This window comes from Microcoleus sp. SVA1B4 (assembly GCF_036700545.1).
GTDB lineage: Bacteria > Cyanobacteriota > Cyanobacteriia > Cyanobacteriales > Microcoleaceae > Microcoleus.
On sequence record NZ_JAUBPB010000072.1, the window covers coordinates 10,334 to 36,696 of the forward strand.

24 protein-coding genes are annotated in these 26,363 nt (G+C 45.2%); 11 read left to right on the forward strand and 13 right to left on the reverse strand.

Annotated elements, in window-relative coordinates; translation table 11 throughout:
* On the forward strand, nt 1–264 hold a 264-nt coding region (locus QT987_RS24700; protein WP_333245521.1), incomplete at its 5' end, for a hypothetical protein.
* A 21-nt stretch (nt 265–285) separates the two neighbouring features.
* On the opposite strand, the gene QT987_RS24705 is transcribed toward QT987_RS24700, so the two are convergent.
* Nucleotides 286–1,485 carry a glycosyltransferase gene (locus QT987_RS24705; protein WP_333245524.1) on the reverse strand — a complete coding sequence of 400 codons (1,200 nt, stop codon included), beginning with the start codon at nt 1,483–1,485 and terminating at the stop codon, nt 286–288.
* 395 nt (nt 1,486–1,880) lie between these two features.
* Nucleotides 1,881–2,087 carry a hypothetical protein gene (locus QT987_RS24710; protein WP_333245527.1) on the reverse strand — a complete coding sequence of 69 codons (207 nt, stop codon included), beginning with the start codon at nt 2,085–2,087 and terminating at the stop codon, nt 1,881–1,883.
* Nucleotides 2,088–2,201: 114 nt separating this feature from the next.
* Between QT987_RS24710 and QT987_RS24715 the strand changes: the two genes are divergently transcribed.
* The gene (locus QT987_RS24715) at nt 2,202–2,528 is read left to right on the forward strand and encodes an MgPME-cyclase complex family protein (protein ID WP_172192102.1); all 327 of its coding nucleotides are present in this window, start codon (nt 2,202–2,204) and stop codon (nt 2,526–2,528) included.
* On the forward strand, nt 2,525–3,262 hold the full coding sequence (locus tag QT987_RS24720; protein WP_333245530.1) for a hypothetical protein: 738 nt from the start codon (nt 2,525–2,527) through the stop codon (nt 3,260–3,262). Before QT987_RS24715 ends, QT987_RS24720 begins: the two co-directional genes overlap by 4 nt.
* 67 nt (nt 3,263–3,329) lie before the next feature.
* On the opposite strand, the gene QT987_RS24725 is transcribed toward QT987_RS24720, so the two are convergent.
* From QT987_RS24725 to QT987_RS24735, 3 genes are all read right to left on the reverse strand, one after another.
* Nucleotides 3,330–5,537: a tetratricopeptide repeat protein gene (locus tag QT987_RS24725; protein ID WP_333245533.1), complete on the reverse strand. Its 2,208-nt coding sequence runs from the start codon at nt 5,535–5,537 to the stop codon at nt 3,330–3,332.
* Nucleotides 5,538–5,555: 18 nt separating this feature from the next.
* The gene (locus tag QT987_RS24730) at nt 5,556–6,500 is read right to left on the reverse strand and encodes an Rpn family recombination-promoting nuclease/putative transposase (protein ID WP_333245536.1); all 945 of its coding nucleotides are present in this window, start codon (nt 6,498–6,500) and stop codon (nt 5,556–5,558) included.
* A gap of 155 nt (nt 6,501–6,655) precedes the next feature.
* Nucleotides 6,656–7,591 carry an NAD-dependent epimerase/dehydratase family protein gene (locus tag QT987_RS24735; RefSeq protein ID WP_333245538.1) on the reverse strand — a complete coding sequence of 312 codons (936 nt, stop codon included), beginning with the start codon at nt 7,589–7,591 and terminating at the stop codon, nt 6,656–6,658.
* Between the two features lie 225 nt (nt 7,592–7,816).
* Between QT987_RS24735 and dnaG the strand changes: the two genes are divergently transcribed.
* On the forward strand, nt 7,817–9,835 hold the full coding sequence (gene dnaG, locus QT987_RS24740; protein WP_333245541.1) for a DNA primase: 2,019 nt from the start codon (nt 7,817–7,819) through the stop codon (nt 9,833–9,835).
* Between the two features lie 376 nt (nt 9,836–10,211).
* Here dnaG and QT987_RS24745 read toward each other — a convergent pair whose 3' ends face one another.
* A complete protein-coding gene (locus QT987_RS24745; protein ID WP_333245544.1) occupies nt 10,212–10,727 on the reverse strand; it encodes a pentapeptide repeat-containing protein in 516 nt (171 codons plus the stop codon).
* Nucleotides 10,728–10,741: 14 nt separating this feature from the next.
* On the opposite strand from QT987_RS24745, the gene QT987_RS24750 reads away from it, so the two are divergent.
* Nucleotides 10,742–11,335, forward strand: coding sequence for a YraN family protein (locus QT987_RS24750; protein WP_333245546.1), 594 nt, complete (start codon nt 10,742–10,744; stop codon nt 11,333–11,335).
* 198 nt (nt 11,336–11,533) lie between these two features.
* Here QT987_RS24750 and QT987_RS24755 read toward each other — a convergent pair whose 3' ends face one another.
* A complete protein-coding gene (locus tag QT987_RS24755; RefSeq protein ID WP_006632408.1) occupies nt 11,534–11,923 on the reverse strand; it encodes a hypothetical protein in 390 nt (129 codons plus the stop codon).
* 148 nt (nt 11,924–12,071) lie between these two features.
* On the opposite strand from QT987_RS24755, the gene queA reads away from it, so the two are divergent.
* Nucleotides 12,072–13,214, forward strand: coding sequence for a tRNA preQ1(34) S-adenosylmethionine ribosyltransferase-isomerase QueA (gene queA, locus QT987_RS24760; protein WP_333245549.1), 1,143 nt, complete (start codon nt 12,072–12,074; stop codon nt 13,212–13,214).
* A gap of 42 nt (nt 13,215–13,256) precedes the next feature.
* Here the strand turns inward: queA and rpmF are convergent, their stop codons facing one another.
* Nucleotides 13,257–13,430, reverse strand: coding sequence for a 50S ribosomal protein L32 (gene rpmF, locus QT987_RS24765; protein WP_006632406.1), 174 nt, complete (start codon nt 13,428–13,430; stop codon nt 13,257–13,259).
* A 176-nt stretch (nt 13,431–13,606) separates the two neighbouring features.
* Nucleotides 13,607–14,083: a TM2 domain-containing protein gene (locus QT987_RS24770; RefSeq protein ID WP_333245552.1), complete on the reverse strand. Its 477-nt coding sequence runs from the start codon at nt 14,081–14,083 to the stop codon at nt 13,607–13,609.
* A 423-nt stretch (nt 14,084–14,506) separates the two neighbouring features.
* On the opposite strand from QT987_RS24770, the gene acsF reads away from it, so the two are divergent.
* The gene (gene acsF, locus QT987_RS24775) at nt 14,507–15,583 is read left to right on the forward strand and encodes a magnesium-protoporphyrin IX monomethyl ester (oxidative) cyclase (protein ID WP_333245573.1); all 1,077 of its coding nucleotides are present in this window, start codon (nt 14,507–14,509) and stop codon (nt 15,581–15,583) included.
* Between the two features lie 489 nt (nt 15,584–16,072).
* A complete protein-coding gene (locus QT987_RS24780; RefSeq protein ID WP_333245555.1) occupies nt 16,073–17,587 on the forward strand; it encodes a phospholipid carrier-dependent glycosyltransferase in 1,515 nt (504 codons plus the stop codon).
* A 329-nt stretch (nt 17,588–17,916) separates the two neighbouring features.
* On the opposite strand, the gene trmB is transcribed toward QT987_RS24780, so the two are convergent.
* From trmB to csaB, 4 genes are all read right to left on the reverse strand, one after another.
* A complete protein-coding gene (gene trmB / locus QT987_RS24785; RefSeq protein WP_333245558.1) occupies nt 17,917–18,549 on the reverse strand; it encodes a tRNA (guanosine(46)-N7)-methyltransferase TrmB in 633 nt (210 codons plus the stop codon).
* A gap of 148 nt (nt 18,550–18,697) precedes the next feature.
* Nucleotides 18,698–19,438, reverse strand: a complete 741-nt coding sequence (locus QT987_RS24790; protein WP_333245561.1) for a Uma2 family endonuclease — start codon at nt 19,436–19,438, stop codon at nt 18,698–18,700.
* A gap of 73 nt (nt 19,439–19,511) precedes the next feature.
* On the reverse strand, nt 19,512–20,285 hold the full coding sequence (locus QT987_RS24795) for a Uma2 family endonuclease (RefSeq protein ID WP_333245564.1): 774 nt from the start codon (nt 20,283–20,285) through the stop codon (nt 19,512–19,514).
* A 22-nt stretch (nt 20,286–20,307) separates the two neighbouring features.
* Nucleotides 20,308–21,345, reverse strand: a complete 1,038-nt coding sequence (csaB, locus tag QT987_RS24800; RefSeq protein WP_333245566.1) for a polysaccharide pyruvyl transferase CsaB — start codon at nt 21,343–21,345, stop codon at nt 20,308–20,310.
* A 187-nt stretch (nt 21,346–21,532) separates the two neighbouring features.
* Between csaB and QT987_RS24805 the strand changes: the two genes are divergently transcribed.
* From QT987_RS24805 to QT987_RS24815, 3 genes are all read left to right on the forward strand, one after another.
* On the forward strand, nt 21,533–21,847 hold the full coding sequence (locus QT987_RS24805; RefSeq protein WP_242715849.1) for a DUF2499 domain-containing protein: 315 nt from the start codon (nt 21,533–21,535) through the stop codon (nt 21,845–21,847).
* A 17-nt stretch (nt 21,848–21,864) separates the two neighbouring features.
* A complete protein-coding gene (locus tag QT987_RS24810; RefSeq protein WP_333244575.1) occupies nt 21,865–22,284 on the forward strand; it encodes a lysozyme inhibitor LprI family protein in 420 nt (139 codons plus the stop codon).
* Nucleotides 22,285–22,473: 189 nt separating this feature from the next.
* On the forward strand, nt 22,474–26,307 hold the full coding sequence (locus QT987_RS24815) for a DNA polymerase III subunit alpha (protein ID WP_333245570.1): 3,834 nt from the start codon (nt 22,474–22,476) through the stop codon (nt 26,305–26,307).
* Nucleotides 26,308–26,363 lie beyond the last annotated feature (56 nt).

Here is a 26,363-nt window from a genome sequence, read left to right on the forward strand (position 1 = left end):
AGGCAAGATGCCTGTTCCACAAACAATAAAGAATTACAGCTTAATTCAAGGAACAGGCAAGATGCCTGTTCCACAAAGAATTACAGCTTAATTCAAGGAACAGGCAAGATGCCTGTTCCACAAACAATAAAGAATTACAGCTTAATTCAAGGAACAGGCAAGATGCCTGTTCCACAAACCATTAATTTTCCTGTGGGGAGTAGGGGTTGGGCATCCTGCCCGCCCTTGAAAGACTTATTAATAATGGTGCAAAATGTCAGTTAATCCATAGGTTTTGCACCATTCTCAAGCACTCTCAAACAGCGCCACTAATTTTTTTGCCTCTAAATCAACATTGTGTTGTTGAGCAACCCGTTCTGCTCCTGTTTTCCCCATTTGTTCTAGCTTTTCTAAAGGTGCTTCCAATACCGCGCGCATCGCTACGGCTAATGCTTCTGCGGAACCGGGAGGAACTAACCAACCGCAAACACCGGGTTCTACGAGCTCCGGGATGCCAGCAACATAGGTGCTAATTACGGGCCGATTGAGAGCGAGGGCTTCCATAATTACAACGGGCAAACCTTCAGCAAAACTCGGCAATACCATTGCCCGTGAAGCTAAAATCTCTTGCTGAACTCGATCGCCACTGGCCCAACCGGTAATTTCTATATGGTTTTGCAAACCAAGTTGCTGAATCTGCTGTTCAATATCCGATCGCAGCGGCCCGTCTCCTACGAGTACCAACTTAAACTCTAAGCCTTGAACTGCTAACTTGCTAGCAGCTTCTAGCAATAATAAATGACCTTTTTGTTCGCTGAGCCGGCCAATGCAAGCTAAGCGGGGTGCTGCGGGTATGGGGACGTAGGGTGCAGTTAAAAATGCAGCATCTACGCCGCAGTGTATGACGTGAATTTTTGACCAAAAAGTGCGATCGCACCACCGAAAAAGCTGACTTTTACCGAAGGAACTAACTGCTGCTACAAAGGTCGATCGTTTAATTTTTTCGTCTAAGGAAAGAAGTGTGGCTTTATCAAATTCTTCAGGGCCGTGAACAGTGAAACTGTAAGTCGGGCCGCCCAGCACGTGGCACAGCATAGCGACTGTTGTGGAATTTGTCCCGAAGTGAGCGTGAACGTGTGCTGTACCGGATTCTGCAAACCAATTTAAAAGAATGCAAGCTTCTGCTAAATAAGCTAGATGCAGCAAAATCCCCCGTTCCGAGTGCCAGCCAACTTTGAACATTAACCGCACAGCTTCGATGAATCGAATTGGTCTAGTTGTGGCAACGCGCAGCAAACCCCACGCTAACCCCTGTACACCAACTCCTAAGATTACTTTAGTTGATTCTTGCTCTAGTTTGTCGGCCCCATCAACGAGTTCTGACTCGCAGGATCGGATCGAAAAACGTGCGACTTTCATGCCGCAATTTTCAACGGCTAGCACTTCTCTGCGGACAAAGCTGTGGCTGACTTTGGGATATTGGTTGACTAAATAAGCGATGTTCATGAACGGGGAGAAAATTTTATGGTAAAACTTAGATTAGTTTAGCCTTTGGCTGCAATACGTGGGCAACAAATTTAGCTGATTTGTTGAGCTTATTTGAGCAGGGGCGGAGGGCGATCGCTTTTGGTGGGATGGGGGAAGTGACAGCGGGGCGATCGCTATTTCGGTCAGAGCAAATCAATCCACACATTTTACATTTTTAATACAATAGTCACGACACTTTTTAGGTAGTAGTCACAAACCGTTGATTTTCACGCAGGCAGCTCGATCGCCGAATCGCCCTGAAAGCCTTTTTTCAGGGTTCCCAATTAAAAACTGTCCGAAGTGTTTTCCTGTTATGCAAACCACTCCCAATCAGGTTTAACAGCCCCCAGATTGCCTCAATAATTGGTAATTATTCAACCTGCAATTCCATCTAATTTCCTATTGTCACCTAAATTTTCCCTAAAATCACCAGCCCGAAAAATAATCGCCCAAATCCCCAAACAACCAGCAACTCTCGCAACTCTCACAACTCCCTCAACTCTCGCCACCAAAGATTTTTCTGAGGCGACTTGCTCTGCATCTACCCAAGATGACAGCAAATAAGGTAAAGTAAACGGCACAAGAGTCTAGAACTCTCCAACTGCCGCAACTCGGCAAACCCGCCCCTGACCAGCAAAACTGGCCGATACAGGCGACATTAACCGCTAACCGTCAACCTCTAACAACCGACAAAAATGCAAACCTACTACTACGTTTTAGCCAGCCAACGCTTTTTGCTAGAAGAAGAAGCCCTAGATGAAGTGTTTAAAGAAAGAACTCGCAACTACAACGAACAAGAAAAACAAATAGACTTCTGGTTGGTCAAGCAGCCGGCTTTCCTAGAAGCACCGACAATGGCAGAAGTTAAAGCAAAATGCCCTCAGCCAGCCGCCGCTATTATTTCTACCGATCCTGTCTTCATCACCTGGTTGAAACTGCGATTAGAATATGTACTGACAGGTGAATTTCAAGCACCATCACCAACTATTCCTGATGCCCTTGCATCCCTACAGACAGCATGAATAAAAGAGCAAAATATCCGACAAAACAACTAACAACAATTAGGGGTAAATTGTACAAATTTATTTTGTCTCTCCCCCTATTTTCTGCTACTTCGATCGCCCTTTTGGTATTGACAATTTTATCGAGTTCTGTTAAAGCTCAATCGAGCTGCCAACCGCCCCAGCCCGATGAATATCTACTGTTAATTGTCACCCCAACACCCGAACAGCAAGAAAGAGCAAAACGCTCTTTCCCTGGAAATACTAACAACACAGTTTGTCGGTACATCAATGACACGGTGACGCGAGTTGGTGGCTTTCGCGACTCGCAAATCGCGGGCGATTGGGTTAAATACATCGAAGATGTTGTCGGATTGCAAGCTTACGTAGTACGATCGCCCGCAGCGGCACTACCCCAAAATTTGCCAGTCTACAGCCCCCAGCCAGCACCAGGTTTTGAACCAATCACCAATTCTCCCAGCGGCAATCTTGCCTTCAATCCCCAACCCCTGGGCCCTGGTTATGCAGTCTTAGTCGATTACTTCAACCAACCCGAATTAGCAGGCCAAGTCAGGCAAGCATTCGGCACACAAGTAGGCTTAGCTTCCTACGGCCAGCGTCCCTTTTTATTCGTCGCTTATACAACGGATCAAAACGCCGCTACTGCTGCGGTAAAAGCATTGAGCGATCGAGGTTTTTGGCCGATGTTAGTAGACAGCCGCCGAGTTACCGTAATTGCTCCCGCTGTTCGCTAAAAGATAAAACTTGGCAATTAAAGTTGCTTCTTGTCAAACAAAGTCCGCCTAAGCGGACTAATAACAATTATTGTTGTTGTTGTTCGGACTCTAGCGGGCTGCTTCCTAGCTGACTTTCTGCCCGCTTTTTTGCTTCCATTGCGGCTCGGTAATCGGGTTTGTAGCGAATTGCTTTGTCATAAGAGGCGATCGCATCTTCGTATCTTTTTACTGCCACCAGTGCATTGCCGCGGCTGTACCAGGCTTCCGAGTAGTCAGGCTTGACATAGACGGCTTCATTGTAAGAGACGATCGCATCTTCGTACCGTTTCAAATTGTACTGGGCATTGCCTCTATTGTACCACGCTGGATATTCTTTCGGGTTTAAATCTAAGGCTCTGTTATAACACTCAATTGCTTGTTCGTACCTGCGTAATTCGTGGTACGACCAACCTAAATTGTACCATGCTTGATAATAATCAGGTTTTAACTTGACAGCTTTTTCGTAAGCTTCTACCGCTTCTTCATGCCTCCGCATTTTCAGCAAAGCGATGCCTTTACTGTACCACCCTTGATAAAAATTGGGCTGAAACCGCACGGCTTTTTCGTAGGCTTCAAAAGCTTCCTTGTTTTTGTTTAATTCGAGGAATACATTGCCTAAATTGTACCAAGCTTCATAATTATCGAATTTGATTTCAACTGCTTTTTGATAGGATTCTACGGCTCGATCGTACTGTTTTAATTTTTGGTAAGCTTGTCCCCGATTGTACCAAGCACCGTACAAATTGGGCTGAAATTGTACAGCTTTTTCGTAGGAAGTGATGGCCTCTTCGTACCGCTGCGAATCTAACAGAACATCGCCTCTGCCTTCCCACGCTGCGGCATAGTCTGGCTGGATTTTCAAAGCGTTATCAAAAGATGCGATCGCCTCTTGAGACTGCTGCAATTTATCCAAAGCATAACCCCGCCCCGTCCAAGCTTCTAAGTATTCCGGCTTTAATTCTATGGCTCGATCGTAAGCTGATTGCGATTCTTTGTATTTTTTCAATTCGTACAAAGTTTTGGCTTTTTCCTGCCAAACTTCCGCGTAGTCCGGCCTGAGATTTATTGCTCGCTCATACGCTGCTAGAGCTTCTTCAAATCGGCTTAAATTGTAAAGAGTATTGCCTCGGTTGTATAAATCAGTTGCATTGGCAGAATTAAAAGTGTTTACACCATAAATTGATGCTATAATACTGATGCCAATTAAACTGGCGATCGACAATATTTTTAAATACAGTTTTTTTCGAGATTTGAGCGGCATCTTCGCAGCAGCCACCGGAGGCAATACAGGAACTGTACCGCTGAAAGAATTTTTCAATTCTTTAATAGCTTGCAGCGTTTCGCCGGCACTAGAATAACGTTGCCGAAAATCGTACTTTACCATCTTATCTAAAATAGTCGCAAATTCAGGACTGACTGATGTTTTGTCCTGCCAAATTATTTCCTCTGTCTCGGTATTTTTTGGCATTTGGTGAGGATTTATGCCAGTGAGGAACTGAATTGCGATCGCACCGACGGCATAGATATCGCTGCTGAGTTTCGGGTTGCCATGAGCTTGTTCGCTGGGCATATAACCGGGAGTACCAATGCTGACACTCAAGCTATTCTTGGGCTGAGGATTGGTGATTTGAGTAGTAATTTCTTTGACTGCGCCGAAGTCAATTAAAACTAATTTTCCGTCTCTATCTCTGCGGAGGATATTGCGGGGATTGACATCGCGGTGAATCACATTTTGCTGGTGTACAAAGTCTAAAATTTCGAGAAGTTCCTGCAATATACAAATGACTGCATCTTCCTGCATGACTCCCGCAGTTCCTCCTTGGTAAGGGGAACTTCCCGCAGGCCCTCCTTGGTAAGAGGAACCCCCCCCTGCCCCCCCTTGGTAAGGGGGGGAGCCAAGTCCAGCCCCCCCTTGGTAAGGGGGGGTTTGGGGGGGTATAATTTCTTGACTTAAATCGTGGCCTTCTATAAATTCTTGAACTAGATAAAACTCTTGATTCTCTTCAAAAAAAGCAAAAAGTCGGGGAATGCGATCGTGATTTCCCAACTTGTACAAAACTTGTGCTTCGGTATCGAATAAACGTCTAGCTACCTTTAGAGTTTCGGGATCGGTTGCGTGAGGTTTAAGCTGCTTGACGACGCAGAGGTGATTGCCTGGTAGCTGCTTATCTTCAGCTAAATAAGTTTGAGCAAATCCGCCGCCTCCCAAGTGACGGATAATGCTGTAGCGACTGCTGAGTGTGATTCCAAGCATGAGATTTACCTAATATTCCTAGTATTTTGGAGAATTAGCTTCCAACCAAGCTGTTAAATCTTCGGCATTAGAAAAATCTAACATGGCTTCTGCAAGATTCTCTAATTTGTCGATCGGCAATTGGCGAATGCGGCTTTCAATATCCGGGTTTATTTGACCTAAACGGCGACTCAGCAAACGCATAATTAACCCTACTTGTCCTTCTTGTCTGCCTTCTTGTCTGCCTTCTTGTCTGCCTTCTTGTCTGCCTTCTTCCCGACCTAAAGCCACTGAACCCTCTTGATCTTGAGCAAAAAATTCTTGCTGTTGTAATATGTTAAATTCCTCCTGGGTCAAACTAACTTGATTGGCGATTTCAAAGGCTTTCTGAATTTCAGGGACTGTGACCATTGTTTGAGGTACTTCATCCAAAGTGCCAGTAGTTTTGATAAAGTAAATCCACTTGTCCGTAAGAGTTTCCAGTCGATCCAATTCTTTCTTAAATTTTGGCAACTCTACAAATACTAACTCAATGTCATTTTGTAGATAATCAGACAAGCGAGTTCTTTCTTTGAAGACAAAATGCGAAATCACATCTTGCTCGCCGCGAAACATTTCAAAATCAGTGATAGTCAAAGCAATCACAGGTCGCAGTTGCTTGTATAGTTCTCCCCTTGTTAATTGGAGTGCATAGGTTTTTGCTGCATTGTACAAAACTCGCTTGCCAAAGGCCTGTACCTTCAAAACTTGCATTTCGATAATCACGTATGTGCCGTCATTAAGTAGCGCTTTGACATCTAAGTAGCTGTTTTTTACTCCCGCTATTTGAGGGCCAAGATAAGGGTCAAGGATTTCTAAACTTTCAATTATCGATCGCCCTTCATAGAGTAGGGCATTCAAAAAACTAATCAGAATGTCGGTACTCTGGGCGGAGCCAAATATTTTTTTGAAGGCAAAATCAATTTTGGGATTGATAAATCTCATGTTATTTTTCTCCTTCGACATTTGTACTTAACACGGCTGCCAACCTTACTGTGACAGTCTGTTTGCTTTCTTTCTTGTTCCCTCCCCTTACTAAGGGGAGGGTTAGGGCGGGTGCTAGATTTTTGCTATTGAGATGCTCCCACTATAACTTAACTTCAAACGGCTTTCAAAATCTCGTCATCGACTGAAAAATCTATCTCAGCTTTGTCCCGCCCCGAAACTACATAATCCTTCTGAAAAGAATCTTTTAAGCCAGAAACTAAGTCAAATTCCGGCTGCCAGTTAAGATCGGTGACAGCTTTATTAACTGAAGCGAAAAAGTGCTGTAATCGCATTGGGAAAGCTTTCTTTTTGCCGAAGTCAAATTGTTTGGGATCGTAGTGTACAATCTTAATAGCATCAGGGGATTTGCCTGCTGCTTGAATGCAGGCGCGTGCTAAACCGTCAAAGGTGACAAATCGATCGCCCGAAACGTTGTAAATTTGCCCGATCGCCCTAGAGTTCCCCAAAACCGCCGCCATTGCTTTAGCCAAATCCTGACAGTGCCCCAACTGCGTGAAGTGCATTCCGTTACCGGGAATCGGAATCGGTCGATCGCGCACAATGCGATCGAAAAACCAAGCCTCTAAATCGTTATAATTTTGGGGGCCGTAAATGTAAGTCGGGCGAATCGAAGTCCAAGGCAAACCGGACTCGGCCAAGTAATTTTCGGTTTCGCACTTACCCAAATGCCGGCTTTTAGGATCAGTAGCGTCCCCTTCAATATGAGGCATTTGATCCGACTTCAAATAAACCCCCGCAGAGCTCATGTAAACAAAGTGCTGCACCCGCCCTTTAAATATTTCAGCTAAAGGCTTTGTATCGCTGAGTTCGCGGCCGTTGTTGTCAAAAACCGCGTCAAACTCGACCGTCGATAACTTTTCTTTTAGTTGTTCAACATTTGTGCGATCACCCTGAATCTGTTTCACGCCCGAAACCGGTACAGGCTTGTTGCCCCGGTTAAACAACACCACTTCATGCCCTTGTGCTGCTAAAATCTTAGTAAGATAAACCCCGATAAACCGAGTACCGCCCATCATTAAAATTCGCATTATTTTCGATGCTCCTTACAGTGAGTGTAAATATCTTACAATAAAGTTATGCCTTACGGATAAACCTAGTTTTTTACGAAAAAACACGGTGACAGCCATCAGCCCTGGTATAAAAACCCGGTTTCTTGAGTTTTTCTACGCAAGTCCTGAAAGTCACTCCTCAGCTTTACTCGAATTGGGCGATCGCTCAAATAAACATAACTTCAATTTGCCTAAAATAGCCCTATGCAAGTTCCCCGGCTGCATCCAGAAACAATCGAAGAAGTCAAACAAAGAGCCGACATAGTAGACGTTATTTCAGGTCGCGTCGTCTTGCGAAAACGCGGGAAAGAATTCGTAGGTTTGTGTCCCTTTCACGACGAAAAATCTCCCAGCTTTACTGTCAGTCCCGGCAAACAAATGTATTATTGTTTCGGCTGCGGTGCAGGCGGCAATGCTTTTAAGTTTCTCATGGAATTGGAGAAACGCCCTTTCAGCGAAGTAGTATTAGAATTAGCTAAAAATTATCAAGTCCCCGTCAAAACAGTCGAACCGGAACACCGACAAGAATTGCAGCGGCAAATTTCTCTGCGGGAACAACTCTATGAAATCTCAGCACTAACAGCCAACTTTTACGAACACGCTTTGCGGCAAACCCAAGGAGAAGAACCCTTAGCATATCTCAAATCAGAGCGCCAGCTAAGCGAAGAAACTCTCCAACAATTTCAATTAGGTTATGCACCCCAAGGTTGGGAAGCACTTTACAGTTATTTAGTAGAACAGAAAAATTATCCGGCGCAATTAGTAGAACAAGCTGGATTAATTGTACCGCGAAAAAATGGCGGCAGCGGTTATTACGATCGCTTCCGCAATCGCATTATGATTCCCATTCGTGACACCCAAGGCAGAGTCATCGGTTTCGGTGGCCGAGCTCTCGGCGACGAACAGCCGAAATACCTCAATTCTCCCGAAACAGAACTCTTCGATAAAGGCAAAACTTTATTCGCCTTAGATACAGCGAAAACAGCCATTAGCAAAGCCGATCGCGCAGTGGTTGTAGAGGGGTACTTTGATGCGATCGCACTTCAGGCCGCCGGCATCTCCAACGCCGTCGCTTCCCTCGGCACAGCCTTAAGTTTAAACCAAGTACGGCAGTTATTGCGCTACACGGACTCCAAACAAATTATCCTCAACTTCGACGCCGACAAAGCAGGAACTCAAGCAGCAGAACGCGCTATTGGAGAAATAGAAAAACTCGCTTATCAAGGAGAAGTCCAACTGCGGGTGCTCAACATTCCCGACGGCAAAGATGCCGACGAATATCTCAAAACATACTCCCCAGAACAATATCGAGAATTGCTGGAAAATGCTCCATTGTGGCTCGACTGGCAACTGCAACAAATGCTCGTCAATCAAGATTTGAAGCAAGCCGATACTTCCCAGCAAGTCACAAAAAAAATCATTAATTTATTAACCAATATCACTGACGACAATCAGCTAGCACATTACCTGCAAAAGTGCGCCGAAATTCTCAGCAAAGGAGATTTTAGACTCACAAAAATGATTGCTGAAAACTTACTCAATCAAGTAGTCAGCGATTGGGCAAAGCGGCAGAGTCAAGACGAATCTTTGACAATGCCCCTGTTAATTAGAAACAAGCTGAAGCCGAACAAACAATATAAAAAGCAGCGTGCAAGCGGCGAAAACCAAAGCTCAAAATCAAGCTTATCTGCCGTAGCCCGCAGTCTTTTAGAAGAAGCAGAAGCGCAATTATTGCAGATTTATTTGCACTGTCCCGAATATCGCCAAGATGTCATAGAAGCAATAGAAGCTAGAGACGTGCAGTTTAGCCTTTCTCACCACAGATTTTTGTGGCATCAGATTGTGAATGCAGAAATATTGCACAAAATGTCTTTACAAGTAGCGCCTTCTGAGTTAATATTGAAATTGCAAGATAGCTTCATTGAATATCCCAATCAACTAAATCAAATTTCCCATTTATTTCACTTAAATGAGTTCTCAGAAAGAAACGTTTATCGCGCACCTCTAGTAATTAGATCAGCCCTTGCCTGTATCGAGCAAATTATCAGCATGAAGCGCCGCCGGATTGCACTCAATATGTGGGAAAAAGCCAAGGCCGCTAGCAGTGGCGAAGAGGCGATAGAATATCACCAACTATTCTGTGCCGAACAAGAATGGCTCAAGGAATTAGAGCGGCTGCGTCAAGTTAATTTTTACGATTTAACCTCCGTGCCTTGGGGCTAATACCCTTTTAGATTTTAGATTTTAGATTTTAGATTGGAGATTGGAGATTGGAGATGACTCGTTCGATATAGGTGGGAAGCTAGGGCTGTTTCGGGGCAACCACGGGGAGTAGGGGTCGGATTGCCCCTACGGAAAAGCAGGGTTTTGTAGGGGCGGTGCCAAGAGTGCCCGCCCAGCCCATAGACGAGCGGGTAGGGGTTTCAGATATCGGGGCAACCACGGGGAGTAGGGGTCGGATTGCCCCTACAAGAGAATGAAACAGCCCTGGGTTTGAAGCTTGCGTGCGGTTACATTTTTTTAAACTGATATAAGGAATAAAGTCCCTACTAAGAACCCGTTTGTACTAAGGACTTTATTACTTTATTCAACGACCCTTTTAATAATCGCAAAAAAGAGTTTCGCGAGTATCTCTACCCGTCACGGGATTAGTACCTTTTGCCACTTTACAAAGTTTTTCTATCATATCGTCTCGCAGCAGTGTCTCTGTAAAATCAGCACCGTCAATAATAGCTCCTTCGAGTCTGGTATTGTAAGCAAAAGCACCCTCAAGGATAGCATTAGTTAAATTTGCTTTCATCATGCGAGCTAAATCTAAAGTAGCACCCGTGAAATTAGCGCCTTCTAAATTTGCTTCTTCCATATTGGCCGCAAAAAAGCTGACGCCCCGCAAATCTGCATTAGTAAAATTGCTGTTGCGAAGATTGGCTTTATTAAAACTGTCGTCAGTCAGAACTTGACCAGTAAAATCAGCCCCGACTAGGATTTCTTTGTCGTGATCCAAAGCGAAAGCCGGTGCGGGATTAATGCCGATCGCCCCAGCGGCAATTACTGCTAAAATAACAAAACTCAGCAAGAAAGTATCAATATGTTGGCGAATTCGAGAAATCATCATACAAGTTCAAGCTAATGAGCAGTCGTGACAGTTCAGAATTGAATTCTACCAGAAAGCGCGTCAAGCGTAGCTATCCCGTAGGGAATCGCCCGCTTGCCACCGCTGACTCCAATTCCCCCCAATCCCCAAACTCTAGGGATATCGGCACATTGGGAGAAAACTTAGTCGCCGACTGGTTGCAGCAGCAAGGTTGGGAAATCCTGCACCGCCAGTGGCACTGTCGCTGGGGAGAGATTGACATCATCGCACTCGGAAGAGATGAAGAAAGCGCAAAAAACCGAAGTCTTCCCAATCACACATCCCAAACATTAGCATTTGTAGAGGTGAAAACTCGCCGCCGGGGAAATTGGGATGCTGGTGGAATGTTGGCTATTACTACCACAAAACAAGCCAAACTTTGGCAAACAGCCGAAATATTTTTAAGCACCCATCCAGATTTAGCCAATAATTATTGTCGCTTTGATGTCGCCTTAGTCAGGTGCGAACCTTCACAACAAAACACTAAGCAAATCTTACCACCATTAACAGCAGCGAACTCTCAATCCGCCGTTGCAGGTAACTACCGACTCACCCTGCAAGAATACATTCGATCGGCTTTTAGCATTTAAAAATATATAATTAAAATTTAGAGGGTAAAATCTCAAACCAATGCCACTAGGTAATTTTTAATTGTTAACTTGCCTAGGCTGTCGCGCAGTTCTCTCTTGAGCTTTAACGGAGCTGAAAAAAGCGTTAAATCTTCTCCCGCTTTCCCCTTCTCTCCCTCTCCTGTTCTGTCATCACAGTTAATGTATATGCGTAGCAATCTAGGCCAGAGTTTCCGGGCAATATCCCAGACCCTTGACAAACTGCTGGCGAAACGCTTCAATTTCTTTGCGGTCAGGGCTGCCGTGACAAACCACGGCCACCTGGTAGCGGCGCATCACGCTCAGTGGCGACTGTCCGGTTTCCAAACTCCAAAGCGCCATTTGCAAGCGAATTTCAGGATCGTAAGGAATCCCGAGTTCGTTCATAAAAGCCCGAAAATCCCCGTGCATTTCGGGAGTTAAGTATTGGCTCATTTTCACCTTTACCACCCAGCCGTCAATTTGGTGAATAACAGTGATAAATTGCAAGGGAAGATGATGAGCCGTGCGTAGGTAATCCACGACTCTCAGAGTAAGGCTAGTATTGGCGATGTAGTAGAGGTATTCCATAACGATCCTTATGAGCAAAGCTGATGCTATACCTCTATCCTCGCGGGGTATACCCGCCACCACAAGGGGAAAAGCACCCGACTTTGGATGGGGGTTTTTACCCAATTTGTTACCCAGTTGACAGATCGATCGCACAGGAATTCACTTGATGACAGAGATGGACTGGTCTTTGGACGGCTACGACTACGAACTTCCGCCCTCGCGCATTGCCCAAAATCCCGTAGTGCCGAGGGACAGTTCTCGCTTGCTGGCTGTAGATTCTCCCAGCAGCCAGCAACACCGGATTTTTAGGGATTTACCCGATTTGCTGCAACCGGGCGACTTGCTGGTACTGAACAACACCCGCGTGCTGCCAGCGAGGCTCTACGGGCACAAACCCAACGGCCCGGCTGTGGAGATATTATTGATGGAAGAACGGCAGCACAACTGTTGGCTGGCTTTGGTTAAACCGGGGAAACGCTTAAAGTTGGGAGCAAAAATTGAGTTTGATCCCATCGCCCCTGCCTGTGAGGACTCTACCACAGCTCCTTGCTGTTGCCTTCCCGATGCCACGATGCCCCCCCATCGTCGTCGCTTGACTGCAACAGTTATAGAGAGGGACGACGCCACAGGGGGACGGCTGTTGGAGTTTGACATCCCCACAGATGAGAATCTGGTGAAGTTTTTGGACGAATACGGCCACATACCCCTGCCGCCCTACATCGAAAATTCCCAAGCTTCAGCGGAACAGTACCAGACTGTTTATGCCGATCGGCTTGGGGCGGTGGCGGCCCCCACAGCAGGCCTGCACTTCACCGAAGAATTGTTCAGCCGCTTGGAACAGCGGGGAATCGAAAAAACTTTTGTCACCTTACACGTCGGAGTAGGGACGTTTCGCCCGGTGGAGGTGGCAGACGTGACGGCTCACAAAATGCACGGCGAATGGGTGGAAGTACCCGCCGCCACCGTCGAGAAAATCCGGGAAACTCAATCCCGAGGCGGGCGGATCATTGCCGTGGGTACAACAGCAGTGCGAGCTTTAGAGGGAGCCGCGGCCGCGAGTGGCGATTTTTCCTTGCAACCTTTTTGCGGCCAGACTAATTTGTTTATCTACCCTGGTTACAAGTGGCGGGTTGTAGAGGGGATGATTACCAATTTTCACTTGCCCCGCTCTACTTTGATGATGATGATAAGTGCGATGATTGGAAGGCCTCGGCTGTTGGATTTGTACCGAGAAGCGATCGAGCATCAGTACCGCTTTTATTCCTTTGGCGATGCCATGCTGATTTTACCCACAGCAAAAAAGGATTGATCGATCGGGCATCGGGTTCGCCCCATGCCCGGTATGCCGTTTCTATTCTTCCTCCTCTTCTTCATTGCCGGGATACACGAAGCTGTTGGAACGTCCAGTCAGAACAGATTTGCCCAGAGACAGAGCTTTCTGAGCTGCCACTACAGCTTTGCGCTTCCATGTGGCCTTACGCATATTCTTCTTGGATTTGGAGGTTTTCTTCTTAGGGACTGCCATGACGCTAAATACTTTCTGCTTATATAGACAAACAAACATTCTAGCCGATTTTGTCGGCAATGCTTACTCAAAAAACGGCAATAACTGCTCACCAACCAATATCAAGTAGTAAGGTGCGTCAGCGATTAGCTTCTGGAAAAATAGACAAAATCCCCTAGATCACGCACCCGCAGCAGCTAAAGTTCGTGAAAGTGGTAGATCACGACGCCAGTTACCGCATCGTTCTCGATACTCACATAATCCGTTTTGAGCAGTGCCGTGAAAGCCTCTTCCACTTCGGCAAAAGTAGCGCCGGTTGCCATCACCCCTTGGGTGACAGATAATCTTCCGTTCTTGGTATAAGCTGCCTTCAGGAGTTTAACCCCTAACTGGTCTGGAGTTTGCTTGGGGTATGTCGCGGCGATCGCCCCGTTGCTGGGATATAGCGGTATACCTTCGCGAGATACGCCGAGTTTGCCCCTGAGACTGGCATTGCGTTCGTCCACCATGTTCGGCAGCAGCAGCAAGTCAAACAATTGCCCAAACCCAAACAAACCAAAGGTAAACAGCCACAGCAAACCCGTACCAATCTTGCCGTTGTAGAGGCGGTGGAGTCCGAATGGGCCGAAAAAACAAGCTGCCCATAAAAGGTAACTAACACCTAAATTGCTCATTTTCTGACCGTCCTGCCTGGTTATTCTAAGAATTGGAGTCCTTTTATCCATTTTGTACTTTCTATCTGGTGTTTGAACAGTTTGACACCAGCAGATATTTGTGCATAGTCCGAAGTTATTGGTTATTTACTACCAATTCCCCAATTCCCCATGCCCTAGGCCCCATGCCCCATGCCCCATGCCCCATTCCCATGCCCATGAGTAATTTTGCGTAGCAATTCTTAACGCCAGCAACATATTTTCGCGGGCGAGAGCTTGGTAAACTGGAGGGCGTGGAAATTACAGCAGCTTAGACCTGGATTCCACACGGAGCGCCAAAGCAAGCGCGCCGCCAGCGCTGGCCGGACATACACGAGCGCGATCGCCCGCAGTACCCGACAATGGAAACAAGCGAGTAGTTATAAGCAGAAATCCAATAAACATATGGTAGATTCCCTCAAAAAACCCACTTTTGAAGAACTGCGGCCGGGAGTGAAAGCCCCAGCCAAAGAAACTATTCTCACGCCGAGATTTTACACAACAGATTTTGACGAGATGGCCAAAATGGACATCTCCGTAAATGAAGCCGAACTAAAAGCAATTATTGAAGAGTTCCGCGTTGACTACAACCGCAACCACTTCGTGCGTGATGCCGAGTTCGAGCAATCTTGGGAACACATCGACGGCGAAAAGCGCCAGTTGTTCATTGAATTCCTGGAACGTTCCTGCACCGCTGAGTTTTCTGGATTCTTGCTCTACAAAGAGTTGGCACGCAAGCTCAAGGACAAAAATCCAGTGCTGGCCGAAGGTTTCTTGCTGATGTCCCGCGACGAAGCGCGGCACGCCGGATTCCTCAACAAAGCCCTGTCCGACTTTAATTTGTCCCTGGATTTGGGTTTCTTGACAAAGAGCCGCAGTTACACATTCTTTAAGCCGAAGTTTATTTTCTACGCGACTTACTTGTCTGAAAAGATTGGTTATTGGCGCTACATCACGATTTATCAGCACTTAAAAGCCCATCCTGAAGACCAGATTTATCCGATTTTCCGATTCTTTGAAAATTGGTGCCAGGATGAAAACCGCCACGGAGATTTCTTCGATGCGGTGATGAGAGCTCAGCCTCAGATGTTGAATGATTGGCGCGCTAAGCTTTGGTGCCGTTTCTTCTTGCTGTCAGTGTTCGCGACAATGTATCTCAATGATATCCAGCGTGCCGGTTTTTATCGATCGCTCGGACTTGATGCTCGCGAATACGACATCGAAGTGATTAAAAAAACCAACGAAACAGCAGGTCGCGTATTCCCCGTCATGCTCGACGTGAACAATCCAGAATTTTATGAACGCCTGGATATTTGCCTCAAGAACAATCAGCAGTTGACAGCAATTGTTGCTTCTAATACTCCGAAATTCTTGCAGTTCTTCCAAAAATTGCCTTTGTATCTGTCGAACGGCTGGCAATTAGTGAAGCTGTACTTCATGAAAACAATTGAATCACCTTCAGTACAGGGCGCTGTGCGTTAAGTTTTGATTTTTCATCCTCTGTGACGGCGGTTCTGCGACAAGCGGAGCCGCTTTTTTTGGTATGATGTTAGATTAGTTTTCATGGGCAGCGTGCGATCGGGTTTGCCGCAGCGAAGGTTATACCATTTGAGATTTTAGACTTCGGCGTGAGCGCTCACTCGAACGATTTTAGATTAAAGAATGGGGAATGACGGATGACGGGAGCATCTCATATTTGTAAAAACACTTCTTCTGGCTCCTTCCTTCTTCCTTCTTCCTGTTTTCTCCTGGCTCCTGACTCCTGACTCCTAACTCCAATTTTGGGCTGGGCTGCTTTCATTGAGATGCTCCCCTGATGACTATCGGGTTTGGGAGCACGGGTCTACAGTTGCATTCTTGTTTTAAACTGGTATTAAAAGTCAGAATTGTAATTTTTACGCTATTCTCAATTCAGTATTTTTAAATTAGCGATCGCCCCCAAACCTAGCATCTACTATTTTTTGATGTTTTATGAACCCCAACAAAAAACAATCCAACAAATCAAATTTTGTTTTTGCCCTGGGAATGATCGGGGTGTTCCTCCTATCCTTAACTCTCCGCTTTTGGGAACTAGAGAGATTTAACACTTTAGTATTTGACGAGGTTTATTACGCTAAATTTGCCAACAATTATCTCACAAAAACTCCTTTTTTCAACGCTCACCCGCCTCTGAGCCAGTACATAATTGCGATCGGCATTTGGATCGGCACTCACCTTCCCTTCGGCAAAACCGCCGTCAACAGTATGGCTGGCTCCCTGCTTTCTCCTTGGGATTACCGCTGGCTGAATGCTCTCACAGGTTCCTTTATTCCCCTAGTTGTCGGAGCCCTAGCTTATCAGCTCGTTGGGCGCCGCACCTTTGCTTTTCTGGCTGCTTTATTTATCGCCTGCGACGGTTTGTTTTTAGTTGAATCTCGCTACGCGCTGAACAACATTTATCTAGTTTTGTTTGGAATATTAGGCCAGTTATTTATTTTAAAATCAGTAGAAGCTGAAGGTAAGAAGCGCTGGTTTTGGCTGGTGCTAGCCGGGATAGGTTTCGGCGCATCTGCGGCTATCAAATGGAACGGATTGTGGTTTCTTTTCGGTACTTATCTGATGTTGCTGTGCGCTTGGGCAGTTCGTTTTATTCAGGGAAACAAAGAAGATGAAGAACAGGTTCGCGAGGTTAATTCGGCTCTAATTCCTCCCGAAAGTCCCGTACAAAAACTGACTCAACTCAGTTTTATAGAAGTATGGTTTAGTCTAGCTATTATTCCTATTTTAGTTTATAGCATATCCTGGATTCCTCACCTGCACTTTAATCCAACTCCCAATTTCTGGCAGATGCAAACGGAAATTTTGACTTATCACCAGCGGATTAAAAGCGGCCCAGATGTACATCCTTACTGTTCCGCGTGGTACGGTTGGCCGTTGATGCTGCGCCCGATAGTTTACTTCTTCAAAAAAGCTAGCAACAATGCCCAACCAGATCCGGTTTTGCCGCCTTTACCTGAAGGTGCAACTGAGGTAATTTTTGACGTTCACGCAATGGGAAATCCCTTCCTTTGGTGGCTGTCAACCTTAGCTTTAGTGCTAGTAATAGGACTTTTAGTTCACCGGATTTTGGTGTGGCTGCAAACGCGCAGCGAGGCTTCTGTTGACACCATAGAACAGCAGCGGCCGATTTTGTTTCCGCCGACTGCTGAAATGTGGCTGGGGTTATATTTAATAGTTAATTGGGCCGCTAATTTGCTGCCTTGGGTGAAGGTGACTCGCTGCATATTTTTGTACCATTATATGGGCTGTTCTGTGTTTTCAGCCTTAGCACTTGCTTGGTGGGTTGACAGGTGGCTGCACAGCCCTCAAACTCGACTCCGAGGGATGGGGGTAACAATTATTTTTCTGGTTTTGGGTGCTTTTATTTTCTGGATGCCTATCTATTTGGGACTGCCTTTGTCGCAAATGGAATGGAAAATTAGGATGTGGCTGCCATCTTGGGTTTAAGCTAGAAATAATTTTTTTATTAACGGGCAAGATGCCCGTTCCACAAGAAAATTAAGTTTTGTGGAACAGGCATCTTGCCTGTTCCTAAATAAAGTTCCACAAGAAAATTAAGTTTTGTGGAACAGGCATCTTGCCTGTTCCTAACCAAGGTGCAAGATGCCCGTTCCACAAGAAAATTAAGTTTTGTGGAACAGGCATCTTGCCTGTTCCTAAATAAAGTTCCACAAGAAAATTAAGTTTTGTGGAACAGGCATCTTGCCTGTTCCTAACCAAGGTGCAAGATGTAAGTTATAACATTTATGACAAAGGTGAGTTGGGAAAAGCGAGCATTATTTTTGATACAGTGCTCGATAAACTGGTTCGCCCCGTTTCAGAGTAGCAATTTCTCTTTCAGTAGCCACAGGTAGGGGATTTTCTGCTAGCCATTCGCCCCCATTTTGACGTTTAAAACTGGGGTGAGATGAAAAGCGATCGCACATTTCGCTTTCTACTTCCTCAATATCTGACTGGATAAAAACTTCGCCGCCAATTGCCAGATAAGTTGCCAATTCGCCGACTAATTCCTGCTGTACCACCCGCCGTTTGTGGTGCTTTTTCTTGAACCACGGATCGGGAAACTGAATGCTAACTCGCTGCAAAGTGCCTGCGGGTAAAGTTTCTAAAATTGGCTTCAGGGAACTATTCGCATTGCAAAACAAATAGTGCAAATTTGTCAAGCCTTTTTCGTCCCGCCACAGATTCGCCTCTTCTACCAGAGGTTCCCGAATTTCTAAGCCGAGAAAATTCCAGTCAGTTTGGATTTGTGCCATGTGCCACAAAAACCGTCCTCTGCCGCAGCCGATATCTAAATGCAGCGGTAAATTTAAGTCGGCATAGATTTTAGTCCAATCCGGGGGACTTGCAGATGCTTGATATCTAATTGATAGGGGATTGACGTGTTCCCGCACTCTTACTCTTGCCAATTTTGCTGTCTCCTGAATGTAATTTTGAACGGCTAATGAAGGCTGATTAACGCCGATAAATATTGATTTTTGCGATGTTGTCTAATACTTTTTAGTTAATTAGCAATTAAAACTTTTCCTCGGCAAAGTTTAATTGCTCATTATTGCATTAGGCTTCTGGTTCCATGCCTGCGGCTCTTAATTGGGCGGCTAGTCGATCGGCCCGCTGTTGAACATTTGCTTTTTCCTGCCGTTCCCTTTCTACCATTTCTGCTCCCCACAATAACATCTCTCCGCTCTCATCCCACCAGCGCAACCAATATCCCGTTCTTTCGGCTTTTGTTCCCTGCCAAACCCCCAGAAATAAACCAACTCCTGCAATCCAATAACGATTGTTTGCATCTGGTTGCTGTTTTTCATACTGTGCTGATGAATTCAAATGATATACTATTAAATCTCCGATCGCAGGTTCAAAAATTACATAGATTGGAGCTTGCAATATTTGTTCGTAAAAATGCCATTTTCCGGGGAGATAAGTTTGTTTTGCAGAATATTCATCCTGATAACTAGGAGGATTATCTGGCAAAAACTCCATGACAATTGCCGGAATGTCTCCTTCTAGCTTGGGGGTATAACTGCGACGAATTTCTCGATCGGGAAGGGGCTGTACGTTGGTGGCATAAAACAGATCGGGAGTTTTTATAACTAGCTTATCGTTGAAATTTACACAAATCGCCAGATGAGGCGCAACTAATGTTCCCTCCAAAATTAGCCCCGCAATTTCTAAGCTTTCCCGTAAGGCGGCGGCGAGCAAAGGCTGGTCGATATCTTGCAGGGGGTGCTCGTCTAAAATGAAATCTTTTGGCAATTTTTCCCAGGATATTTTGGATTGAATTGGATTGAATGTCATGGTATTTTACCTCTTAGTAAGAATCCGGTAGAACTGCTGGCAATAATTTTCGCTAGAATAGCATCGCCTATTTTTAAGCTTCTGGTTCAATGCCTAATGCTCTTAATTGTGCGACCAATATGGACGATCGTTCTCGTTCTTGTTCGGCCAGTTCCCTTTCTTGTTCGGCTTGTTGTTGGGCTATTTCCCTTTGCTGCCTTTCTCTTTCTACCATCTCTGCTCCCCACAATAACATCTCTCCGCTTTCATCCCACCAGCGCAACCAATATCCCGTTCTTTCGGCTTTTGTGCCATACCAAACACCCAGAAATAATCCAACTCCAGAAATCCAATAACGGCCGAAAGCATCGGGTGGTTGTACTTCATACTTTCCTGATGAATCCAACTGGTAGACTTCTAACACTCCGGCGGCTGGTTCAAAAAGTGCATAGACTGGCACTCGCAATATTTGCTCGTAAAAAAACCATTTTCCGGGGGGATAAGTTTTTTTGCGAGAATATTCATCGTTGGCAGTAGCTGATAAAAATTCCATCACGATCGCCGGAATTTCCCCTTCTAAGTTGGGAGTGTAACTGCGGCGAATTTCTTGATTTTCCAGCGGCTGGACGTTGTGGGCATAAAACCAATCTGGAGCTTTGATAACTAGCTTGCTGTCTACTGTCGCACAAATTCCCATGTTTGGGGCAACTAATATTCCTGCTACTATTAGCCCTGCGATTTCTAAAATTTCTCGCAAGGCCGCAGCGAGCAAGGGTTGGTCGATATTTTCCACTGGTTCCTCGTCTAAAATGAAGTCGTCTGGCAATTTTTCCCAGGTAATTTTTAAGTTGGCTGTACTGGCTGTCATTGTATTTCACCTCTCAATGAGATTACTGGAGCGCGGCTCGCAATACTTCGCGATGAAAGAGCGATCGCCCTACAATAAATTTTATCCTTTCTGGCGATAATGCGTCGCCGTTGGCATAGTGTTCGATCCAGGTTTTGCTGATTAAATAAGGATCGTCTGGCAATTCTGATAATAAGTATCCCGGCATTTCTAGCTCTTCCATTAACTGGCTGACTTTCGGATCGTAGCTGAGGGCAAAACAGCGGCATTCTTCGGATGCTGCCATAATTAAACTGTGGTAGCGCATCCCGATCGCCATTTCGACTCCCCGGAACACTCCTTTCAACTTTCTCGGATCGTCTAAACTGAGGATGCGGCTCCTTTTGGGCAGCGCTTCGTGCAAATGTTGGGCAATTTCTAAGTCGTGAGACGCTTGAAAAGGCAGCAGCAAAATTAAGGTGCGAGTTGCTTTTTGAAAGTCAACTAAAGCTTGAGTTAAGATTGACAAACGGGCGGGAGTTAGTGTAGAGTGAGAACGCAAACAAACAGCAACTCTGGGCGCCGGCAAATCCCACAAACCTGACACGGGAGAATTCTCCAAAGCCCACACAGGATCGGGCGCTAAAGTAAAGGGAATTTGCCAATCTGCAAGTAAAGTAGCTGAACCTTTATCCCGCACGCTGACGGCAGTGCATCCAGCAAAACAGCGCTGAGATAACTTGCGAGTCATTTCGCGCTTCAAAGGGCCAATTCCCTGGGCCCAAGCAACAGTTTTTAAGCCCATCTGCTGCGCTAATCCCATCAAACCACCATAATAGAAAGGGCTCACAATGCTAGTAGCGTCTTGGATTAAACTACCGCCGCCCCAAATTAGCGCGTCGGAGGTGCGGAGTGCTTCGATAACTTGAAAGGCATTCATACGATCGCGCGCAGCTACCCCATACCGCTGATTTGTCTCGACAGGATTGCCAGACAGGACGATCGGCGTCACGCCATCTGGTAACATTTGCAGTAGCGATGCCAACAGCGCCTCGTCGCCGCCGTTGCCTTTACCGTAATAGCCGCACAAAATTGCTCGCATTTCTACTCTTTTGTTTGTTTATGATGGGAATATAACTATTACAATATCTAATTGTTGCGATCAAGCCATAAATTATTTTAACAGTTAACAGTTAACAGTTAACAGTTAACTGTCAACAGTTAACAGTCAACAGTTAACTGTCAACTGCCTTAAACAAATAAATACATCTTCGTTCACAATACAAAAAATGCACGCTTTGTCAATTCCCACCTGGATTATTCACGTCTCTAGCGTCGTCGAGTGGATTGCCGCCATCTGGTTAATTTGGACTTACGGCGAAGTCACTCAAAACCGAGCTTGGTGGGCCCTTTCCGCCGGAATGCTGCCCGCTCTCGTGAGCGCTATGTGTGCCTGTACATGGCACTATTTTGACAACTCCCCAGCCCTAGAATGGATTGTTACCCTGCAAGCGGCGATGACTCTCTTCGGCAATTTTACTTTGTGGGCGGCGGCTTGGTGGATTTGGCGATCGGCGCAGCCAGCAGAGAAAATTAAAGATTAAAAAAAGGGAGAAAGTAAGTGAAAAATAGCACTCTTTGGGTAAAATTTGTCGCAAGTTTGCTTTTGTTGACAGCCGGATTTTTGCTTCCCAGCAAAGCCAGCAACATTCCCGTACAAGTCGCCCAACAACCTAACTGCAAAAGTCCTCAAACCACGCTAGACATGAATATGTGTTCTAGTCAAGAGTTTGAGGCTGCCGACAAAAAGCTCAATCAAGTTTATAAGCAACTGCAAGCAAAAATCAGCAGTAGACAAAAGCAGAGATTGACGGTGGCACAGCGTACTTGGATTAAATTTCGAGATGAAAATTGTGATTATGCAAAAGGACAGTTTGAAGGCGGTAGTTTGGCTGCTTCTACCTACGGTTATTGCAGGGCCAGAGTGACGCAAGAACGGATTAAAGATTTGGAAGGTTATTTGAAACAAGCAAGTTTGTAAAACTTCGATCGCGATCGAGAATAATTTACCCCTTCCATCATCAATACCGCGACAACCTCATCTTTTGCACTTTCAGAAGCCCCAGCATAAACCAGCTCAAGAGTGATATAAAGCTTTGTTTTTTATTTTACCCTTTGACACGCCGATGGTGTAAAATCTAAATTCTCAAATCTTATATTTTAAATCCCTATGTCCTTCGTTGGTTTGCACATTCACAGCGATTATAGCTTACTAGATGGGGCTTCTCAGCTACAACAGCTCGCAGAACGGGCGGTGGAATTGGGGATGCCCGCGATCGCCCTTACAGACCACGGGGTGATGTACGGCGCGATCGAGCTAATCAAAGTTTGCCGAAATAAAAATATCAAGCCGATTATTGGCAATGAAATGTATGTCGTCAACGGCGACATTGAAGTAAAAGTTCGAGGTAGAAGAAAATACCATCAAGTTGTTTTAGCTAAAAATACCCAAGGCTATAAAAACCTCGTCAAACTAACCACAATTTCCCACTTAAAGGGAATGCCAGAAAGAGGTATTTTTGCCCGACCTTGCATCAACAAGGAACTGCTAAAACAATACTCCGAAGGTTTAATTGTCACCAGTGCTTGTTTGGGCGGCGAAGTTCCCCAAATGATTCTGCAAAACAAGCTAGATACAGCCCGTGAAGTAGCAGGGTGGTATAAAGAAGTATTTGGAGAAGATTACTATATAGAAATTCAAGACCACGGTTCCCCGGAAGACCGGATTGTTAATGTTGAAATCGTCAAAATTGCCCGCGAACTCAAAATTAAAATAATTGCCACCAATGATTCTCACTATATTTCCTGCAACGACGTAGAAGCACACGATGCTTTGCTGTGCATTAACACCAACAAACTGATTGAAGAAGACAAGCGGATGCGCTACAGCGGTACTGAATATCTTAAGTCCGCAGAGGAGATGGCGCAACTGTTTCGAGACCATTTGGATGATGAAACAATCAAAGAGGCGATCGAAACCACTTTAGAGGTCGCAAATAAAGTATCGAGATACGAGCTCACAGGAGAAGCTCGGATTCCCACAATTCCAATTCCCCCAGAACATACAGCCGATACTTATGTAGAAGAAATATCCTGGCTGGGACTGTTAGAACGCCTCAAAGCCAGAACCAGAAATGAAATCCCCCCAGTCTACAAACAAAGACTAGAATACGAACTGAAAATGCTTCAGCAGATGGGCTTTTCAGAATACTTTTTAGTAGTTTGGGACTACATAAAATATGCGAGAGACAACGATATTCCCGTAGGGCCAGGACGCGGTTCTGCCGCCGGTTCTCTAGTTGCCTATGTCCTCAAAATCACCAATATAGACCCCGTACACCACGGGCTACTATTCGAGCGATTTCTCAATCCCGAACGCAAATCTATGCCAGATATTGATAGCGATTTCTGCATAGAAAGGCGGGACGACATGATTAAATACGTTACTGAAAAATATGGTAGCGAGCGCGTAGCGCAAATTATTACTTTCAACAGAATGACATCCAAAGCTGTATTGAAAGATGTGGCCCGGGTGTTAGGTATTCCCTACAAAAAAGCCGACGAAATGGCAAAATTAATTCCCGTGTCCCGGGGAAAACCGGAAAAACTTAAAGTGATGATTTCCAATGACACACCTGCACAGGAATTTAAAGACAACTATGAAAATACAATTTGCATAAATGCAGAAACTGGTACTGAAGTCCCAGTCCGTCAGTGGATTGACATGGCAATTCGTATTGAAGGAACCAACAAAACCTATGGCGTTCACGCAGCAGGTGTGGTAATTTCTTCAGAGCCGTTGGATGAACTTGTACCGCTGCAAAAAAATAATGAGGGGGCTGTGATTACCCAATATTTCATGGAAGATTTGGAATTTTTGGGGCTGCTGAAAATGGACTTTTTGGGATTGAAAAACTTAACAACGCTCCAGAAAACTGTTGATTATATTAAACAAACCCAAAATCTAATTGTCGATCCAGAAATGCTACCTTCTGATATAGAGCGCAGAGCTCAAGAGACTTTTGGCCGAATCAAAAAGTTACCCGATGATGTAGATAAAACCTATAGACTTTTAGAAAGAGGAGATTTAGAAGGTATTTTTCAGCTAGAATCCTCTGGAATGCTGGATGTAGTGAAAAAACTCAAACCTTCCTGTCTGGATGATATTTCTTCTATTTTGGCACTTTACCGACCTGGCCCGCTGGATGCAGGTTTGATTCCTCAGTTTATTGACTGTAAGCACGGTAAAACAGTTGAGTACGATCATCCGCTATTAGAACCGATTTTAAAAGAGACTTACGGAACGCTTTGCTTTCAAGAGCAAATTATGCGGATGGCTCAAGATTTGGCGGGCTATTCTTTGGGTCAAGCTGACTTATTGCGACGCGCGATGGGCAAGAAGAAAGCTGATGAAATGCAGAAGCAAAAAGAAACGTTTATCGACGGGGCAACTAAGAATGGAGTCAGTCAAAGAATTGCTGAAAAGTTATTCGCGCAGATGCTACAATTCGCGGAATATTGTTTTAATAAATCCCATTCAATGGCCTATGCCTATATTACCTATCAAACTGCCTATTTAAAGGCAAATTATCCTCTAGAATACATGGCTGCACTGCTGACTGCTAACAGGGGCGATCAGGATAAAGTACAGAAATATATTGCCAATTGTCTGAAGCTGGGTATTGAGGTTGAGCCGCCCGATGTTAATAGCTCGGAACTTACTTTTACACCGATGCCGAAACAGATGACGGGCGCTGCAAAAGATAAAATTCTGTTTGGAATTTCGGCGGTTAAAAATGTGGGAGAATCGGCAATTGAAAATATTTTGGCGGCGCGGCAGGAAGGGGGTAAGTTTAAATCGTTGGCTGATTTGTGCGATCGCGTAAATCTCCATTCTGTCAACCGCCGCGCTTTAGAAGCATTAATTCAATGCGGTGCTTTTGATAAAATTGAACACAACCGCAATCAATTAGTACACGACCTCGAAGGGGTAATTAAATGGGCGCAAGAGCGCAAAAGAGACCGAGAAAGCGGCCAAGGTAATCTTTTTGACTTGTTAGGTGGGAATAGCTTTGGCAAGTCAGTCAATACCTATGAGTCCGCGCCAAAATCTAAATTAATAAAAGATTATGAAAAACAGGAGAAATTGCGTTTAGAAAAAGAACTGCTTGGCTTTTATGTGTCAGAACATCCCCTAAAGTTTCTCATGCAAGTAAACCCAGACCCCGATGTTGTGACTCTCGAACAGTTAGCAGATAAAAAGGGGAAAGTATCAGTTATTGTCATGCTCAGCGCTATCAAAATGGTAGTGACAAAAAAAGGCGATGCGATGGCAATTTTGCAATTAGAAGATTTGACAGCTCAAATAAAAGCTGTGGTGTTCCCCAAGGCTTACGAACAAGTGAAACCTTACATGGTAGAGAATGCTATCTTACTGATTAGTGGAAAAATCGAGAAAGATGGGGAGGAAATTCAGATAATTGTAGACACTGCAAAGCCGGTGGAAACAGTACAGGTTGAAGAGGAAATCGAGAATGCCCAACCGGAAGTAAATAACCATTGGCCGGCGGAACCAGTCAACGTTGTACGATCGACAAAGCCTGTGGAAGTTTTAGAAATGGTCATTGTCAAGCTGACACCGCAGCAAGTACAAGACGGGAAAAAACTCAATTCCCTCAAAGCTATTTTGCAAGAACTTTCCAATCGTGGAGAAGATGCTAGCGTTTCTGTGGGGGGAATGGTTGTCGGCGAATATTCCTGTCAACCCCTTCGCATTAGCCCTCAATTGTGGGTGCAAGATGGCGAGGGAACTGTTAGCCGTCTCAAGTCGGCAGGATTTGATGCTTGGGTTTTTCCTCTAGACAATCGCGGGGATGCTGCGGTATTTCGAGAAATGCGATCGCAACTTAATGTACATTCTTGGGCTAGTCGTTTACTTGACACTGAAACCGATCGCCTTCACCAGTATGTCAATTATCTCGCCCAACTAAGGAATGAGAATTAAATAACTTCCACTCTTGAAAGTGGGATGGGCGTCCCGCCCGTCCAAAAAGGACGGGC

Excerpts from the sequence above, each read along its gene's own strand:
- QT987_RS24780 (WP_333245555.1), top strand. The coding sequence starts at position 16,073 with ATGAACCCCAACAAAAAACAATCCAACAAATCAAATTTTGTTTTTGCC.
- QT987_RS24770 (WP_333245552.1), bottom strand. The coding sequence starts at position 14,083 with ATGAGCAATTTAGGTGTTAGTTACCTTTTATGGGCAGCTTGTTTTTTC.
- QT987_RS24750 (WP_333245546.1), top strand. The coding sequence starts at position 10,742 with ATGAGCAGTCGTGACAGTTCAGAATTGAATTCTACCAGAAAGCGCGTC.
- acsF (WP_333245573.1), top strand. The coding sequence starts at position 14,507 with ATGGTAGATTCCCTCAAAAAACCCACTTTTGAAGAACTGCGGCCGGGA.
- queA (WP_333245549.1), top strand. The coding sequence starts at position 12,072 with ATGACAGAGATGGACTGGTCTTTGGACGGCTACGACTACGAACTTCCG.
- QT987_RS24720 (WP_333245530.1), top strand. The coding sequence starts at position 2,525 with ATGAATAAAAGAGCAAAATATCCGACAAAACAACTAACAACAATTAGG.
- QT987_RS24815 (WP_333245570.1), top strand. The coding sequence starts at position 22,474 with ATGTCCTTCGTTGGTTTGCACATTCACAGCGATTATAGCTTACTAGAT.
- csaB (WP_333245566.1), bottom strand. The coding sequence starts at position 21,345 with ATGCGAGCAATTTTGTGCGGCTATTACGGTAAAGGCAACGGCGGCGAC.
- QT987_RS24730 (WP_333245536.1), bottom strand. The coding sequence starts at position 6,500 with ATGAGATTTATCAATCCCAAAATTGATTTTGCCTTCAAAAAAATATTT.
- QT987_RS24755 (WP_006632408.1), bottom strand. The coding sequence starts at position 11,923 with ATGGAATACCTCTACTACATCGCCAATACTAGCCTTACTCTGAGAGTC.
- QT987_RS24725 (WP_333245533.1), bottom strand. The coding sequence starts at position 5,537 with ATGCTTGGAATCACACTCAGCAGTCGCTACAGCATTATCCGTCACTTG.
- rpmF (WP_006632406.1), bottom strand. The coding sequence starts at position 13,430 with ATGGCAGTCCCTAAGAAGAAAACCTCCAAATCCAAGAAGAATATGCGT.
- QT987_RS24790 (WP_333245561.1), bottom strand. The coding sequence starts at position 19,438 with ATGACATTCAATCCAATTCAATCCAAAATATCCTGGGAAAAATTGCCA.
- QT987_RS24795 (WP_333245564.1), bottom strand. The coding sequence starts at position 20,285 with ATGACAGCCAGTACAGCCAACTTAAAAATTACCTGGGAAAAATTGCCA.
- QT987_RS24735 (WP_333245538.1), bottom strand. The coding sequence starts at position 7,591 with ATGCGAATTTTAATGATGGGCGGTACTCGGTTTATCGGGGTTTATCTT.
- dnaG (WP_333245541.1), top strand. The coding sequence starts at position 7,817 with ATGCAAGTTCCCCGGCTGCATCCAGAAACAATCGAAGAAGTCAAACAA.
- QT987_RS24805 (WP_242715849.1), top strand. The coding sequence starts at position 21,533 with ATGCACGCTTTGTCAATTCCCACCTGGATTATTCACGTCTCTAGCGTC.
- QT987_RS24745 (WP_333245544.1), bottom strand. The coding sequence starts at position 10,727 with ATGATGATTTCTCGAATTCGCCAACATATTGATACTTTCTTGCTGAGT.
- QT987_RS24715 (WP_172192102.1), top strand. The coding sequence starts at position 2,202 with ATGCAAACCTACTACTACGTTTTAGCCAGCCAACGCTTTTTGCTAGAA.
- QT987_RS24705 (WP_333245524.1), bottom strand. The coding sequence starts at position 1,485 with ATGAACATCGCTTATTTAGTCAACCAATATCCCAAAGTCAGCCACAGC.